General features: G+C 69.1%; 15 protein-coding genes, 1 tRNA gene and 1 pseudogene. 6 read left to right on the plus strand and 11 right to left on the minus strand.

The genetic code is table 11. The features are described from left to right. From ACNFOC_RS20685 to ACNFOC_RS20695, 3 genes are all read right to left on the minus strand, one after another. Positions 1–648 (minus strand): SDR family NAD(P)-dependent oxidoreductase (locus ACNFOC_RS20685; protein WP_416960571.1); only part of this gene is annotated, 648 nt, incomplete at its 3' end. After that, positions 645–1,571 (minus strand): alpha/beta fold hydrolase, encoded by a 927-nt coding sequence (locus tag ACNFOC_RS20690; protein ID WP_416960572.1) that lies wholly within the window; start codon positions 1,569–1,571, stop codon positions 645–647. The genes ACNFOC_RS20685 and ACNFOC_RS20690, both read right to left, overlap by 4 nt. Further along, on the minus strand, positions 1,568–3,094 hold the full coding sequence (locus ACNFOC_RS20695) for a flavin-containing monooxygenase (protein WP_416960573.1): 1,527 nt from the start codon (positions 3,092–3,094) through the stop codon (positions 1,568–1,570). The genes ACNFOC_RS20690 and ACNFOC_RS20695 overlap by 4 nt, the downstream gene beginning before the upstream one ends. A gap of 174 nt (positions 3,095–3,268) precedes the next feature. Between ACNFOC_RS20695 and ACNFOC_RS20700 the strand changes: the two genes are divergently transcribed. Next, entirely contained in the window at positions 3,269–3,916 is a 648-nt protein-coding gene (locus ACNFOC_RS20700) for a MerR family transcriptional regulator (protein WP_416960600.1), read from the plus strand. On the opposite strand, the gene ACNFOC_RS20705 is transcribed toward ACNFOC_RS20700, so the two are convergent. Continuing rightward, the gene (locus ACNFOC_RS20705) at positions 3,904–4,707 is read right to left on the minus strand and encodes an exodeoxyribonuclease III (protein ID WP_416960574.1); all 804 of its coding nucleotides are present in this window, start codon (positions 4,705–4,707) and stop codon (positions 3,904–3,906) included. The two genes, ACNFOC_RS20700 and ACNFOC_RS20705, sit on opposite strands and share 13 nt — an antisense overlap. Positions 4,708–4,799: 92 nt before the next feature. On the opposite strand from ACNFOC_RS20705, the gene ACNFOC_RS20710 reads away from it, so the two are divergent. After that, the gene (locus ACNFOC_RS20710) at positions 4,800–5,276 is read left to right on the plus strand and encodes a GNAT family N-acetyltransferase (RefSeq protein ID WP_416960575.1); all 477 of its coding nucleotides are present in this window, start codon (positions 4,800–4,802) and stop codon (positions 5,274–5,276) included. 44 nt (positions 5,277–5,320) lie between these two features. Here ACNFOC_RS20710 and ACNFOC_RS20715 read toward each other — a convergent pair whose 3' ends face one another. Then, on the minus strand, positions 5,321–5,587 hold the full coding sequence (locus ACNFOC_RS20715) for a hypothetical protein (protein ID WP_416960576.1): 267 nt from the start codon (positions 5,585–5,587) through the stop codon (positions 5,321–5,323). Positions 5,588–6,004: 417 nt separating this feature from the next. Between ACNFOC_RS20715 and ACNFOC_RS20720 the strand changes: the two are divergent. Next, a pseudogene (locus ACNFOC_RS20720) lies at positions 6,005–6,124 on the plus strand (IS21-like element helper ATPase IstB); the annotation flags it as partial. Here ACNFOC_RS20720 and ACNFOC_RS20725 read toward each other — a convergent pair. The 4 genes from ACNFOC_RS20725 to ACNFOC_RS20740 all read right to left on the minus strand — a co-directional run bounded on the left by ACNFOC_RS20725 (position 6,125) and on the right by ACNFOC_RS20740 (position 10,858). Further along, positions 6,125–7,414, minus strand: coding sequence for an MFS transporter (locus ACNFOC_RS20725; protein ID WP_416960577.1), 1,290 nt, complete (start codon positions 7,412–7,414; stop codon positions 6,125–6,127). It abuts the pseudogene before it with no gap. A gap of 372 nt (positions 7,415–7,786) precedes the next feature. Beyond that, positions 7,787–9,100 carry an MFS transporter gene (locus ACNFOC_RS20730; RefSeq protein ID WP_416960578.1) on the minus strand — a complete coding sequence of 438 codons (1,314 nt, stop codon included), beginning with the start codon at positions 9,098–9,100 and terminating at the stop codon, positions 7,787–7,789. Between the two features lie 337 nt (positions 9,101–9,437). After that, positions 9,438–9,854 carry a RacP protein gene (locus ACNFOC_RS20735; RefSeq protein WP_416960579.1) on the minus strand — a complete coding sequence of 139 codons (417 nt, stop codon included), beginning with the start codon at positions 9,852–9,854 and terminating at the stop codon, positions 9,438–9,440. Between the two features lie 2 nt (positions 9,855–9,856). Next, positions 9,857–10,858, minus strand: a complete 1,002-nt coding sequence (locus ACNFOC_RS20740; RefSeq protein ID WP_416960580.1) for a DUF6192 family protein — start codon at positions 10,856–10,858, stop codon at positions 9,857–9,859. Between the two features lie 369 nt (positions 10,859–11,227). On the opposite strand from ACNFOC_RS20740, the gene ACNFOC_RS20745 reads away from it, so the two are divergent. After that, on the plus strand, positions 11,228–11,683 hold the full coding sequence (locus tag ACNFOC_RS20745) for a hypothetical protein (RefSeq protein WP_416960581.1): 456 nt from the start codon (positions 11,228–11,230) through the stop codon (positions 11,681–11,683). A 216-nt stretch (positions 11,684–11,899) separates the two neighbouring features. Here the strand turns inward: ACNFOC_RS20745 and ACNFOC_RS20750 are convergent, their stop codons facing one another. After that, positions 11,900–12,217: a helix-turn-helix domain-containing protein gene (locus ACNFOC_RS20750; protein WP_416960582.1), complete on the minus strand. Its 318-nt coding sequence runs from the start codon at positions 12,215–12,217 to the stop codon at positions 11,900–11,902. Between the two features lie 72 nt (positions 12,218–12,289). Between ACNFOC_RS20750 and ACNFOC_RS20755 the strand changes: the two genes are divergently transcribed. Both ACNFOC_RS20755 and ACNFOC_RS20760 read left to right on the plus strand, forming a co-directional pair. Continuing rightward, positions 12,290–13,219, plus strand: coding sequence for a hypothetical protein (locus ACNFOC_RS20755; RefSeq protein WP_416960583.1), 930 nt, complete (start codon positions 12,290–12,292; stop codon positions 13,217–13,219). Further along, on the plus strand, positions 13,216–15,051 hold the full coding sequence (locus ACNFOC_RS20760; RefSeq protein ID WP_416960584.1) for a hypothetical protein: 1,836 nt from the start codon (positions 13,216–13,218) through the stop codon (positions 15,049–15,051). Before ACNFOC_RS20755 ends, ACNFOC_RS20760 begins: the two co-directional genes overlap by 4 nt. Before the next feature lie 235 nt (positions 15,052–15,286). On the opposite strand, the gene ACNFOC_RS20765 is transcribed toward ACNFOC_RS20760, so the two are convergent. After that, a tRNA-Ala gene (locus ACNFOC_RS20765) sits at positions 15,287–15,360 on the minus strand. Positions 15,361–15,383 lie beyond the last annotated feature (23 nt).

The following is a 15,383-nucleotide window of genomic DNA, read 5'->3' on the forward strand; positions in this document are numbered from 1 at the left end:
GGAACGGACATGGTCGATGTCGAGAACGACACTTTCACCGTCCACAACCCGCTCACCCTCGCCCCCGTCTCCCCGCTGCCGGTCCTGATCGCGGCCCTCGGCCCGGTCATGCTGCGCCTCGCCGGGGTAACCGACCTCGGCCCGCAGACTGTGCGCGTACGCCTCGACGCCGGACTTGGACGCGCAGTACGCGGTCATCATCGGCGCCGGCGTGATCGCGGCCAGCGAGGCGATCTGAAGCAGATACCCCCGGCTCTCCATCAGCACCGGCAGAAACGCCCGCGCGGTCACCGCGGACCCGATCAGATTGACCTCGATCACCCGCCGCCACGCGACCGGATCGGAGTCGAGGAAGGGCCCGCCGTTCGCGACACCCGCGTTGGCGACGACGATGTCGACCTTCCCGAACCGTTCCTTGACCTCACGCGCCACCCGGGCCATCGCCTCGTGGTCCGTCACGTCGGCGTACCAGTGGTCGCTGTCGGTGTGCAGCCGTTCGGAGACCTGCTTGAGCTCGTCCGGTTCCAGCCCGACGAGCGCCAACTTGGCCCCGCGCGCGGAGAGTTTACGGGCGAGCAACTCACCGACACCCCGCGCGGCCCCGGTCACGACCGCGACCTGCCCCTCAAGGCTGACCCTGCTGCTCATGCGCCCTCCTCAACCTGATCGAACTCCACGTACGAAGCGACCAGTTCGCGAATCTTCGCGCTGACCAGCTCCGGCGCCTCGACGGGCGTCATATGACCGAGCCCGGCCAACTCGGTGATCCCAATACAGTTCGGCAGCGCGGCGACCAGCGCCCGCGCGTGCACCGGCGGCGTCATCCGGTCCGCCGTCCCGACGACGACGGCCGTCGGCACCGCCAACTCCCGTACGCCGTGGTCGAGATCGAGCGTGTCGAGAACCCGCGACCACGCGTATCGCACGGCACGCGGACACGCGTGCACGATCCGCGCGCACGCCTCGACCATGTGCGGTGCCGAACCGGGGCCCATGGTCCCGTACTTGAGGATCCGCCGCGCGGCCGGCGTGACCGGTCCGAGCGGCGCTCGCGTCCCGAGGACCTTCCGGGTCAGCCAGGTCCGCGCCCGCCCGGCCCGCAACGGCACGACGAGCGACTCGTCGACCAGTCGCGAACTCCCCGTGCTGCACAGCAGAACGGCCACCACGTGCTCCCGGAACCGCGCCCGCTGGGCAGCCGCGAGCACGGTCATCCCGCCCATGGAGTGGCCGGCGATCACGACCTTCTCCCCGGGCGCGAGCGTCTCCTCCAGTACGGCTTCCAGGTCGTCGGCGAGCGCGTCGGTGCTGTGCGCGACGGCCACCGGACTGCGCCCGTGACCCCGCTGGTCGTAGGCGATGACGCGATGGTCGACCGCCAAGTCCCGTACCTGCGCGGCCCAGAAGGCCGTAGAGCAGGTCCAGCCGTGCGAGAGGACGACGGCGGGCGCGTCCTCGCGGCCGTGCACCTCGACGTGCAGCCGGGAGCCGTCGGCCGAGGTGACGGTGAGTTCGCGGGCGGGGACGGGCGGGGCGTACGGCCCGGAGGAGACGTGCATGAGACGACTCACGCGCTCGCCACCTCCGTCTCCGCCTCCGCCTTCCTTTCGGCCTTCGCCCGGACCACCTCGTACTCCGTGAGGTCAACTCGCCTTGTCGCCTTGCGGAATTCGGCCGTAGTGCCGGGCCAGATGGTGGTGTTGAGGCCGGAGGCGTCCAGGTACCAGCTGGTGCAGCCGCCCGTGTTCCACACCGTCCGCTTCATCCGTTCCTGCACGCGCCGGTTCCACGCGCTCACCGCGCTCGGCCGGGCGTCGAGGGCAACACGGCCGCCCAGGACGTCCAACTGCCGTACGTAGTCGGCGAGATAGTTCAGCTGGGACTCGATCATCAGGATCATGGAGGAGTTCCCGAGGCCGGTGTTGGGCCCGATGATGGTCATCCAGTTGGGGAACCCGGCCGCGGAGGCCCCGCGCAAGGCCTGCATTCCACCCGCCCATACCTCGGCGAGCGTCCGCCCGTCCGCGCCGACGACCCGTTCGGCGATCGGGATGTCCGTGACGTGGAAGCCCGTACCGAAGACGATCGCGTCGACCTCGGCCGTGGTGCCGTCGGCCGCGACGACGGTCGAGCCGCGGACCTCGCTCAACCCGCTTGCCACGACATCGACGTTGGATCGGGCGAGGGCGGGATAGTAGGTGCTGGAGAGAAGGATGCGCTTGCAGCCGATGCGGTAGTCGGGGGTGAGCCGGGCGCGCAGGGCCGGGTCCTTGATGGAGCGGGCCATGTTCCGCTTGGCCAACTGCTCCACGATTCCCAGCTCGTTGGGCCGCTTGGTGAACGCCTGCACCTGCAACTCCCGCAGCCCCCACAGGAGTCCGCGCCGGGCCTGGGTGGTGAAGGGCAGCGCGCGGTGCACGGCGCGTTCGGCGCCGCTGATGGGGCGGTCGACGCGGGGCATCACCCAGGGCGGGGTGCGCTGGAAGAGGGTGAGGCGCTCCACGTCGGGCTGGATCGCCGGCACGATCTGGATCGCGGAGGCGCCGGTGCCGACCATGGCGACGCGCTTGCCGCGCAGGTCGTAGTCGTGGTCCCAGCGGGCCGAGTGGAAGACCTCGCCGGGGAAGGAGTCGAGCCCCGGGATGTCCGGGATCTTGGGGTCGGACAGCGGCCCGGTGGCGGAGACGACGAGGTCGGCGGAGTAGGAACCGCCGGTGGTCTCTATGTCCCAGCGCAGCCGCTCCGCGTCCCAAGTCATCATCTTGACCTCGGAGTTGAAGCGGATGTGGGGCCTCAGCCGGAAGACGTCGGCGACGTTCTCAAGGTAGGCGCGGATGTGCTCCTGGCCGGAGAAGGTGCGCGGCCAGTCGGCGTTCGGCGCGAAGGAGAACGAGTACAAATGGGACGGTACGTCGCAGGCGCAGCCGGGATAGCTGTTGTCCCGCCAGGTCCCGCCCACGCTGTCGGCGCGCTCCAGGACGACGAAGTCGGTGACCCCCTCGCGCCGCAACCGCACCGCGGCTCCCAGCCCGCCGAACCCGGACCCGATCACCGCCACCCGCACATGCTCGCGTTCGTGTTCGTTTTCGGTCATCCCGTGCCCTCCATACGACCCACGCAACCACGCCAGTGAACACTGGCGCAATCGGAGCGTAGAGCAGCTCCTTACCGATGGGTAGGGGGCGGGACGACGAAAGTTACCGACGGTACGACGTAGGGTGCGGGCGTGGCGGAGAAGGCAGAGCAGGCGGAGAAGCGCGAATACCGCATGGAGGAACTGGCCGAGGAGGCCGGCATCACGGTGCGCACCCTGCGCTTCTACCGCGAGCGCAAACTCATCCACCCGCCGCGCCGGGAAGGCCGTATCGCCTGGTACGACGAGACGCACCTGGCCCGGCTGCGCACGATCTCGGCGCTCCTGGAGCGCGGCCACACCCTCAACGGCATCGCGGAACTGGCGGAGGCCTTCGACCACGGCCGCAATGTCGGCGAGCTGCTGGGGCTGGGCGCGCCGACCGAGGAGACCCCGGTCCGGCTCACCCCGGAGGCCCTCGCCGACTACTTCGGCGACCAGGCGACCCCGGAGAACTTCGCCGCGTCGCTCGAACTCGGCTACCTCGGCACCGACGGCGGCGAGATCGTCCACATCAGCCGCCGCCTCCTCGACGTCACGGCCGCGCTGGTCCGCGAGGGCATCCCCCTCGCCGACGTCCTCAGCGCCGGCCGCCGCGTCCGCGCCCACACGGACGCCCTCGCCGAACTCTTCACCGACCTGGTCCTCACCGAGGGCCGCACGGCGGAGGACCTGCAACGGCTACGACCGCTGGCGAAGAGCGTCGTGGAGGCGGAACTGTCGATGGCGATGGACCGCCGACTACAGACCCGCGGCGGCGGCCAGGGACCTCAGAGGTCGTAGACCACCGTCACGGGCGCGTGGTCCGACCAGCGCTCGTCGTGCGTGGCCGCGCGCTCGACGTACCCCTTGACCGCCTTGGCTGCGAGGCCGGGCGTCGAGACGTGATAGTCGATCCGCCATCCGCTGTCGTTGTCGAAGGCCCGCCCGCGGTAGGACCACCAGGAGTACGGCCCGTCCACGTCGGGATGCAGACCACGTACGACATCGACGTAGCCGCCGTCCTCGGCGTCGAAGACACCGCCCAGCCACTCCCGCTCCTCGGGCAGGAAGCCGGAGTTCTTCTGGTTGGCGCGCCAGTTCTTGAGGTCGGCGGGCTGGTGGGCGATGTTCCAGTCACCGCAGACGACGACCTCGCGCCCGTCGGCGGCGGCCCGCAGGCGCAGCCCCTTGAGATAGGCGAGGAACTCGCCCATGAAGCGGACCTTCTCGTCCTGCCGCTCGGTGCCGACCTCACCCGAGGGCAGGTAGAGGCTGGCGACGGTGACGCCGGGGAGGTCGACCTCGACGTAACGGCCGCTGCCGTCGAACTCGGCCGACCCGAAGCCGACTTGGACACGGTCCGGCTCGCGGCGGGTGTAGAGGGAGACGCCGGCGCGGCCCTTGGCGGCGGCCGGGGCGTGCACGACGTGCCAGCCCTCGGGGACGCGGACGTGCTCCGGCAGCTGCTGCGGCTCGGCTCGCACCTCCTGGAGGCAGAGCACATCGGCGGAGGTCTCCGCGAGCCACTCCACGAAGCCCTTCTTCGCGGCGGCCCGCAGTCCGTTCACATTGGCAGAGGTCACAGTGAGCACTCGCGCACAATACCGGCACACTGGACGGAGTCCAGATTCCCCCGCACAGACCTTCGCAGACCCTCCCTACGCATAGAAGTACGATACTCGGCATGAATATACGCCCCGTCCCGTTCGACCACCCCGACGCCGTCAAGCTGAACGACCAGGTCCAGGCCGAGTACCACGCCCGCTACGGCGACGGCGGCGACGCCACGGTCCTCGACCCGTCGGACTTCACCCCGCCGAACGGCGAGTACCTCATCGCGTACGACGAGCACGACGACCCCGTCGCCACCGGCGGCTGGCGCTCCCAGGACGCCAACGGCGAGGGCAACGAGGACGGCGACGCCGAACTCAAGCGCATGTACGTGATCGAGCAGGCCCGCGGCCTGGGCCTCGCCCGCCGCATGCTGGCCGCCCTGGAGGAGAACGCCCGCACGGCCGGCCGCACCCGCATGGTCCTGGAAACCGGCACCAAGCAGCCGGAGGCCATCGCCCTCTACACGTCCAGCGGCTACGAGCCCTGCGCGAAGTTCGGCTACTACCGCTTCCACGACGACAGCCGGTGCTTCGCGAAGGCACTGTGAGCCCTTACGGCTCCACGGCACCCATGAGCCAAGGGCGGGGCGCTCTAGCCCCGGGACAGCATGACGATCCCCGACACGATCCCGATCAGCCCCGCCACAGCGAGCGCCCCGCCGATCACGCGCACGCCACCGAACCTCCGCGCCCGAGCCTGCAGCACAGGTCTCTCCTGGAGCCCGGACACGATCACCCCACGAGCCCAGCCGGACCCCTTCTTCGAGGCGAACACCGATCCCATGACCAGTGCGCCCACCCCCCAGATCACGAAGAACACCTGACCGCCGTGACTGGTCTGCTCACTGAGCTGCAACATGGCGCGCATCCTGACAAGTTCCCTCGGGCAAGGTCAACGCCGTCGCCCATCACTGCCGTAGAACACCGAAGAGCCCCAACCGGATCAACCCGGTTGGGGCTCTCAGCTGCGGTGGGGTGTTCACGAATCGGTCTGGCCTGCGGGGCGGAGACCGGTTCGAAGGTCGCTTCCCATCTGCCGTGTGATCGTTTCCCGTCGCCGATACTCCAGCTGTGGATCGTGTCGGCATTGCGGAAGGGGTACCTGGCTGTGAATGACTTCTCCGGCCCCATCGGAACGAGTTCTGTGGCCCCTGGGGCTTGATCGGGGTTTGAGTGTTCGTCAGAAGTGGCCCCAGGGGCGGCCTTGCGGTGGGAGCATCGACGTGCTTCCGAGAGTCAGGGGGCCCGGATGGACGGCCCGAGATCCAAGGTCGAGCTCTTCGCGGCCATCGTGGACCGCCTCACCTTCGGCGGCAACATCATCGAGACCGGCAGCGACTCCTACCGCCTCGCCCACACCAGGGCCGCCAGGGCCCAAAATGCCACCGCGAGCTGATCAGTCCTTGCCCTCCCCGGCAGCGGCTTCTGCGCCGTGCCGTGTCAGGTCAGCTGTCGAGGGATCGAGTTCGTCCGCAGTACGGGCCCTCCGAATGGGAGAAACCGCCAGCGCGAGTGCCTGGATGACTGCTCCGGACAGTCCGATCCACAGGGCGAAGCGATAGCTGACCTGGTCGGCAAGTACTCCGCCAAGTGGTGCCCCCACCGCTACCATTCCCCAGTTCATCGAGCGGATCGTTGCGTTCATCCGTCCGCGCAGCCGGTCGGGTGTCACCGCCTGGCGGTAGCTCATCTCCACCGGGCTTCCGCTGCCGATGGCCAGGGACACGATGAAGAAGGCGAGCGACACGGAGGCAAGCGCCCACGGCCCACGCTCGGCCAGGACCAAAGGCAGCCAGCCGATGGCGGCGAGCAGACGGAAGACGATCAGAGTGGCGCCGACGTCCAGTCTTCTGGCCACGCGCCCGGAGAGCGCACCGCCGAGTAACGCGCCGACACTCGCGCAGGCATAGGTGACCCCCAGACCGAATTCCCCGATCTTGAGGTCATCCAGGGCGAAGACCACGAAGACCGTGCTCACCATGCTGTTGAAGAGGAGCATCGCATGCGAGGTCAGGGCGATGGACGCCAGCGTGCGATGCCGGTAGACCCACGCCACCCCCTCACGCAGCTCGCTGCCCAGGCTGCGCCGTGCGCCTCGATCGGGGACGGGATCGGGCGCCTTCACCGAAGCAAGGAGCAGGCCGGATATCAGATAGGTGAGGGCATCCACCAGCACGGCAAGCGGCGCTCCCATGATTTTGATCAGTACCCCGGCAATCAGAGGGCCGGACGAGCCGGCCACCGCGTCGGCCTGTTGCACACGGGCATACCCCGCGTTGAGCAGCTCTCTTGGCACCAACTGCGGCACATACGACTGGTTCGCCGCCTCGAACAGCAAAGACAGCACCCCGAACACGAAAACGAACATGCACAGCGCGGGGATGCTGAGCCGATCCAGCGCATACATCACGGGTATCGCACCAAGCAGGACTGCCCTTCCGAGATCCGTGGCGACCATCATCGGCTTGCGCCGCCAGCGGTCCACCACCACCCCGGCCACGAGTCCGAAGAGCAGATACGGAACCCAGCGGGCGGCGTTGACGATGCCCACCTCCGTGGCAGACGCGCTCAACGTCACGGCGGTAAGGATCTGCAAGGCCAGCCCCGTGACCTGAGAACCGAAAGCAGACACCGCCGAGGCGGTCCAGAATCGTACGTACCCAGGAACTTCCACCAGGCGCGGCATGACCGGACCGTATCAGCGAAGATCACCGGCAGGCGATGGCGGAACAGGTCACCCAACTACGGCAGACATGCGCCAGTGCTGTCGGCTCTCATCGACATTTCCGAGCGATCTGGTGCAGCACCAGGTGTCTGCCTCTGACACCGCGGCCAGAAAGAAAGCCGCGCGCGGCTCTCACGGGCACCGGCTCAAGTGGGGCCAATCACCTCGTTCACAGCAGGCCCCGAAGATCGCCAATCGGGGCCAGAGGACTCGTTCGAAGCCAGGTACCGGAGTCCGTTCATCCCTGTCGGCAGATCCTGCTGTCGCTGCCGGTCATGACGGGCACGAAGCCTCACCGGGCGGCCAGGGACAGCGGTTGGCACATCGTTTCGATCAGGCGGATATCCGGAGGTGGTCCGGCACGTCGTCGGTGAGCCGCTGGACAGCACCCCTGAAGATCCATCCGATGGCTGCCCAGGCCAGCACGGCCGCGAGGATGAAAGCGACCGCGTTGCCCGTCATCGCGGCGACGGTGCTGCCCACGACAGGGCCGAGCGCGTTGGCTCCCCAGATGAACGGCAGCGCGACGCCAGTGACGCGTCCCATCGCGTGCACGGGCGTTGCCTTCTGAATGAGCGTGATGAGAGCGACGTTGGTGAGTGGCCCGGTGAAGCTGGAGATGCTCTGGGACACCACGACGACCGCGAATGCGAACGGCTTGCCGCCCAGTGTGGCGGCCGGGAGCAGTATGAACGCGAGGCCGAGGAGCGCGTGCGTCAGTACGAGCGTGCGCCCCATCCCCAACCGCCCATTGATCCGCCGGGACAGCGCCGCGCCGACTAGGACCGGGGCGCTGCCCAGGCTCAACGCCAGGCCGAACTGCCCTGCGGAGAAGTGGAGGTCCTGGTAGGCGTACACGATGATCATCGCGAGGGTCGAGGAGACCGCCATGTTGCCGAAGGTCGCCATCAGGGTGAGGGATCGCAGCACGCGGTTGCCGAGGGTCATTGCGACGCTGCCCCGGATGTCCCGGAGTGTGGCGGCGAGGCCTCGCTCAGTGGGCGCCGGCCTGGGCTCCTTCTCGCGGATGAACAGTAGTAGTACGGCGGCGGCGAAGTAGGACAGTGCGTCGGCTGCGAGGGCCCGGGCAGCGCCGGTCAGGCTGACCAGGCCGCCACCGGCCGCCCTGCCCACCGTCATCGCGATCGACTTGCTCAGCTGGGTCTTGACGTTGCCCTCGACGAGGTCGGCGCGGTCGAGTACCTGCGGCATGTACGCCTGGTACGCCAGTTGGAAGACCACGTCGAAGACGCCCTTGAGCAGCGCGGCGACGTACAGGTGCGCCAGGGTGAGGTGGCCGAGGACGGCGGCCAGTGGCAGTGAGCCGAGGATGACGCAGCGGGCGATGTTGGCGAACTGCATCAGCGGCCGTCGGCGCAGTCGGTCGGTGAAGACGCCCATGATCGGCGCGAGCAGTACGAACGGCAGCCACTGCAGTGCCACGAGTGCGCCGACCCCGAGGGCTCCGGTGCCCAGGACAAGGACCGCCAGCGATGGCAGCGCCACGACGCTGATCTCGCTGCCCAGGAGGCTGATCGACTCCGAGGACCACAGGAAGAGGAATGCGCGGTTGCGGGCCAGGACCGACTTCGGGCGGGTTGCGCCGGTTTCTGGATCTTCGACAGCACTCTGCGTGGAACGCCGCACGATTCCCCCCGGGCCGAGACCTGCGATGCGCTAGCAAATGGGAAGCATTTTGCCGTGATCGCCTTCCCTGGGGCAAGCGCTTTCTGGCCGTGCTGTCCGGCAATGGAGCCCTTGCAGCCGCAGAATCGCTGCCCTGCAGATCGTGATCTTGCTGGTGAGGGCCGACGCGGGGATCGGTACGGCCACCGTTGATCATCGTGAGTTGTGTGGACAAACGACGAGACGGTGGCCGCAGCATGGATCCCGCCCGATGGCGGGAGGCGTTCGAGGTGGCCATGGGCCAGATCGCAGGCAGGTTCCGCCCGGTACGAGCCCCGGCGGCGGCCTTAGGGACGGTTCAGTGGGCCCCGGGCCTGGAGGCCATCTCCAGGTTGGATTCTATCGCCCGTACCTGGGCGGTGAGGTATTCGGCCCAGGTGCTGTTGGGGAACAGTTGGAGGTGGGGTCCGAGGGTGCCGGTGAGCATGCGGCGGAACTGGGTGAGTCGCTCGCTGATCCAGGCTCGTTCCCATGCCTCCAGTTCGGGTTCGCTTGCGCAGAAGTGGTAGTCGCGTTCGCGTGTCCAGAGGAGGGGTGGCCATCTTTTCTCCGCGCAGGCGTCTTTGAGTGCGGCGAGTGCGCGTCGTGTCTGCCAGCGGCTGAGGCCGCACTCCGCGGCGAGTTCGAGCAGTGTCATTCCGGCGGGTGCGGTTTTGAGGAGGGCGGTGCGGACGAGGTCGGCGTGGCGCTCCGCGGTCGGGGAGCGCTTGGGCACGGTTATTCACCCCGCAGGAGGCGGGTCAGTTCGTCGTCCATGTCGACCTTGCCGGTGTCGACGGCGGTCTCGATCCAGTCGAGGGTCGCGCGGACGCGGGCGACGTTCTCGTGGACGATGGTGCGTTCGTCGTCGCCCAGGGTGCGGTCGCGCAGGCCGGGGACGGTGCGGCCGGCCGCGGCGACGAAGGCGTGGCAGGCGGTGACCAGGTTCAGGAACTCCACGGTGCGGTCGATCTGCCGGACGGCAGGGGCGACCGGGTTGGTCTGTTCGAAGTCCTCGCGGGCTTGGCGGCCGCGTTCCGCCTGGGCGTGGTTGACCTGGAACCTGGCGGTGTCGTCGCCCATTGCTTTGAACGCGACGTCCGGCCGACGCAGCAGGCCGGCGGCCGCGCTCGCAGCGACCGTTTCGTCTCGGGTGAGTTCCTCGACTGCCCGGACCTTGTTCTCGGGCGTGACTTTGGCCGCGACCTGCGGACGCTTGAGGAAGTCCGTGGTGACTGCCGCTGCGATCTCCTCGTCCTGGGCGAGGGAATGGATTGCGGTGATCTTCTCCTGCGGCGTGACGGGCGTTTCGACCTGCTGTCCCACCTGTCGGCTGGCGTCGTCGGGCGTCCACCGTAACTTCCCCTTCGGCGGGGTCGTGATCACCGCGAAGCGCTCCGTATCGTTCTCGATACGCGCGAGGATGCGGTGGACCGTGAAGGACACTCCGGTCTGCCGGTGCTCCTTCGGCCACCGCGACGACGTCCAGCGCGCCGAGCTCACCGCGCTGAAGGACAGGCCGATGTCCTCGGCCAGCCGCGTCAGCGATGCCTTGACCGTCCACTGCGTGTCTGCCGCGTTCTCGCCGCCGCGCTGCCGCATCGGTTCGATCTCCAGGGCTCCGTCACCTATCGTGAACTGCCCGCGTGTCTGCTGTTCGACCACGTTCCGCAGTTCGGCGACGATCTGTTCGTAGCGGGACTGGCTGACGTTTCCGACCTTCTCGGTCTCCTCGGTCATGGTGCATCACCACTGACTGCGGGCCGGGGCACGGCACTTGGGGCCGTGGCAGGACGGGGCCCGCTTCCTCAGTCGAGGATCGGGCCATGAACCAAGAGATCACAACAGTAACCGAAAATAGATCACTTATGACGGTAACGCAGACAAGAAGCCCTACAAAGTGGAATCTTGCGGGCGCGAGGCGGCCTGTTGTGGTCGGTTGGGGTCGTTGGTGGTCACCTTCTGCGATCATGCCTGGTCTGCTTCTACGGTGACCCAAGGGTCCCGGTCCGGCCGGGGCCACGGAGAGCGTCGGTGGGTACTGCGGGTGGGAGGCAGCCGATGACGATACCGCCGCTGTTTAAGCGTCTGGACTATGAAGAGTCTTTGGTGCGCGGGGAGTTGGCGGCACTGCGGGAGAAGACCGCAGTGCTGGAGGAGCAGCTCGCGCGGCTGGCGATCACCCGGGAGACGCTGGCGTCATTGATGGGCGACGGGCGTGGAAGTGTCGCCCGGGAGCCGGGTCCGATGCCGGTCGCGGGTTCTGCACCCGGCCACACCGGCCAGGTCGGTGGAGAACCGGCCGTGCCGCCGGGTCCGTTGGATCTGGAGGTGGCGCGGGAGCGGATTCTGGTGCTGCTGGCGGGGGCGAACCAGGCGTTGAAGGTGCAGGACATCGGGGAGGCGATCGGTGAGCATCCGGAGCGGGTGGAGACGACACGTTCGCGGCTGAAGAAGCTGGCGAAGGAGGGGCTGGTGGCCGAGGTGTCACCGGCCTGGTTCGCGATCACGCCCGCCGCGCGGGAGCACACCGGTGACGCCGGGGAGGTGCCTGGAGCAGCCTGAGCAGGAAGGCCCGGATGGCCGCCGTGATGCGGTCCGTCTGCCGGGCGGGATGGCACCGCCGAGGTATCAGCTCGACGGTGCCGGTTGCGTGAGGTCCCAGTCGAAGGGCGGCTCGCGCCCTTCGAGCGTAGTTGCCGTGCAGTCCGCTCGGAGTGCTGAGTCGCGAAATCGCCATGCCCGGTCTGCTGGTTGGCAGGTCCGGGCACGGATCGAGGCTCAATGTTTCCTCATACGGTCATCGGCCGTCGGCGGCGGCCAGAGTCCGGCGCGGGTGAAGGCGGCCAGGCGGGCGACGGTCGCGATGTCGGGCCAGGAGCGTCCGGCGAGCAGGTCGGCAATGACCTGCCGGTTGACACCGGAGCCCTCCGCCACCGCCCGCAGACTCAGCCCCCGCTCGCGAAGGACGCCAGCGAGGGCGCGGGCGATGTGCCGAACGGCTTCGGCGGCGGGGTCGGTACTGGGCTGCTCGGGCCAGGCTTCCGGATCGTCGGTGAGCTGCCGCGGGGGGAGTGCGCGGGCGCGTCCGCCGACCATGTGCGCACCATCCTGTCCGTCGAAGTCGATCAGCTGTGGAATGGCTGCTTGTCCAGCCGGTATGCATGGACCGTGGTCCTTGATCCCGAAACGTCCGCGAAGATCACCCGCTACCGGCCCAGGAAGGCGCCCGCCGTCTGGGGCGACATCGCGCCGCTGGTGCGCTCGGTGGTCGCCGCGACGGTCACAGCGGTCCCCTACGACGTGGAACGCCTGCTGCACATCACCGGACGCCTCGCTCTGTGGGCGGAGGCGGCGGGGCTGGAGCGGGATCCGGACGCATGGCTGCGCAACGAGGTCATCGACGCGTTCGTCCTCTCCCTCGCCGCAGGGGTCGAGGCGTCCACGGTTCGCACCTACCGGACGTGGCTGCTGCGGGTCCGAGACGCGCTGGCCTTCAGCGAACGCGGCGAGACAGCGCCGGCCCGGCTGCACGCCAACGTCAACCCCCACCAGCCCTACACACAAGCGGAGTTGGCCAGGCTGCGGCACTGGGCGGCGCATCTGCCGCGCCAGCAGCGCACCGACGGACTCGCCCTGCTGGCACTCGGAGCCGGGCTCGGGCTGACACCACGCGAGGTGGCGGCCAGCCGTGGCGATAGTCTCGCCCGGCCCCGACCTGGCGGCCCGCTGCTGCACACCGGAGCGAGCCGGCTCGTGCCACTGGTGGCCCGCGCCGCCTGGGACCAGGTCCTGGACGAACTCGCACGGGCCGCAGGCGACGGTTACCTGTTCAGGCCCCGCCGTTCGGTCGCCTACGCCAAGAACCTCATCGGCTCGTGGTCCCTCATCCACCGTCCACCCGCCCCGCTGCCCGCGGTGTCGGCCGGGCGGCTGCGGGCGACGTGGATCGTGGAGCTGATGGCCGCCCGTATCGACCACGACCTGATCGCCAAGGCCGCAGGGCTCGCCTCGGCCGCCTCCCTGGCCCGCTACCAGCACCACGTGCCCCCGCTCGACGACGCCACCGCGATGCGGCTGCTGCGCGGGCCGGACCCATGACCCTGCCCCGCGCCTGGCGGAACGCACAGAAGGTGCGGAGCTGCCGTCCCCGGACGGTCACCGACGCCCCGCCGGTGATCCCGGACTCGAAGGTCGGCCAGCTTGACGCACTGCTGCACGATTCGGGCATCCTGCCCCTGATCGACAAAGAGCTTGAGGGCCGCCCCGGCCCGGACGGGCTCCCGGTGCGCACCGTGCTGGTGGGCCTGCTGCTGGCACTGCACTACGGCCACGGCGCGAACCTCGCCGACGCCTTCCGGATCCTGGCCGACCACCTGCGGCCCACCGCCCGCTCCTGGCTCGGTGTTCCCGACCTCACCGGCGCCGACCCGCACACCCGTCTCGCGTTCTCCCGCCGTGTCTACCGCGCCTTCGACCGGCTGACCACCGCTCTGGACCCGCACCGCGGCGAGCGCCGCCGGCGCCTGCCCGCAGCCGAGGCCACCGTCATCGCCGCGGCATGGGAGGACAACGACCCCGAACACGTCCGCCGCCGGGCCCTGTTGCAGGAGATCAGCGACCGCCTGGTGCTGGTCACCGTCCAACTCGCCCACCGGCGCGGCCTGTTCACCGGCTGGCCCGGCGACATCGGCGCCGACACCACCCCGATCCCGTCCTGGCACCACCCTCCCAGCCGCCGCCGTGAACTCGCCTCCGTCGATCTCACCGCAGGCTGGCACTACTGCGGCGGCGCCGAAGAGGGCATCTTCGGACACTCCGCCACACTTCTCGTCGCCGCCAGCCGTCGCCATGGCGACGGCGCCGACCTGGCCGGCGAACGCGTCAGCCGCCACCCCCAGCTCGCCCTCGGCCTGGTCCTGGACACCCCCGGCAAACGCGTCGGCCCGAACGCGGTGCACACCCTGACCCGGCTCGCCACCCACGGCCTCAGCCTGCCCGCCGGACTGCTGGCCGCCGACCGCGCCTACACCGACCAGCTCCCCGCCCACTTCGCCGTCCCTGCCCGCCGCCTGGGCTACCAGCTCGTCCTCGACTACAAACAGGAACACCGCGGCCTGCAGGGCTCCACCGCCTTCGGCGCTCTCCTCGTCGACGGCTCGCTCGCCTGCCCCGCGATGCCCGACGCCCTCGTCCGCGCCACCACGAACCTGGACGACAAAGCCGTACGCGAAGTCGGCGACGACGAACCGCTCACCCAACTGATCGCGGCCCGCACCCCGTTCTTCCTCAAACGCAAGCAGAACCCGGACCCGCACGGCACGGTCCGTCTGCAGTGCCCGGCCGCCGGGCCTTCGCCCTCGCTCTCCTGCGCCCGCTTCCAGCAGGTCCACCAGACCGCCGCCGCCCGGCCGGTCACCGTCGACCTCACCAACCCGCGCGCCACCGCCGCCCACACCGCGGCCAAACCCACCGTCCCCATCCCCATAACCGAACGGCTGCGGCCACCGGCTCCGGAGCAGCTGCCGAAGATCTGCCGACAGCCGACGGTCACCGTTCACCCCGGTGACCTCGGGAAAATCGACAAGTTCCGCCAGGACCGCCCCTACCTCCAACCGTCCTGGCAGGACGCCTACCGGCCCGCCCGGGCCAACATCGAGGGACTCAACGGCAGAGCAAAGACCCACAGCGTCAACATCGCCGACCCCGCCCGACGCCTCGCCCACGGCCGCGTCGCCCAGACCATCCTCCTCGCCCTGATGATCCTCACGATCAACCTCGACATCCTGCACAGCTGGACGCAGACCAGCACACCCGTCGCCGACAACGAATCCACCGAGGAGAACACCGGGAACGACGGACAACGGCCACCCGTCTCGTCGGCCTCCGGGATTCCACCGCCCGCCGGCACCCGCACCACCCAGGCGCCCTGACACCACCGCACCACGCACCGGGCTCCGGCCTGCCCGGCGACGGCTTCGCCCCGCCTCCCCCACCCGAATCACCACCGATTCCCGGCGGAATCCCCACCAGCAGCCACCCGTGACGTCCCGCACATTCGGACACCGCATCGAACACCACCCGGGAACGACGAAGATCCCGCCCGATCTTCCGATCGGACGGGATCTCGTCAACTACCCCTGAGCTAACTCAAGAACAGTCGTGCGGTGGACCTGTGGGGATTTGAACCCCAGACCCCCTCGATGCGAACGAGGTGCGCTACCAGACTGCGCCACAGGCCCTTGCAACGAGTGAAACTCTAGCA

The organism is Streptomyces colwelliae, from assembly GCF_048158785.1.
Classification (GTDB): Bacteria; Actinomycetota; Actinomycetes; order Streptomycetales; family Streptomycetaceae; genus Streptomyces.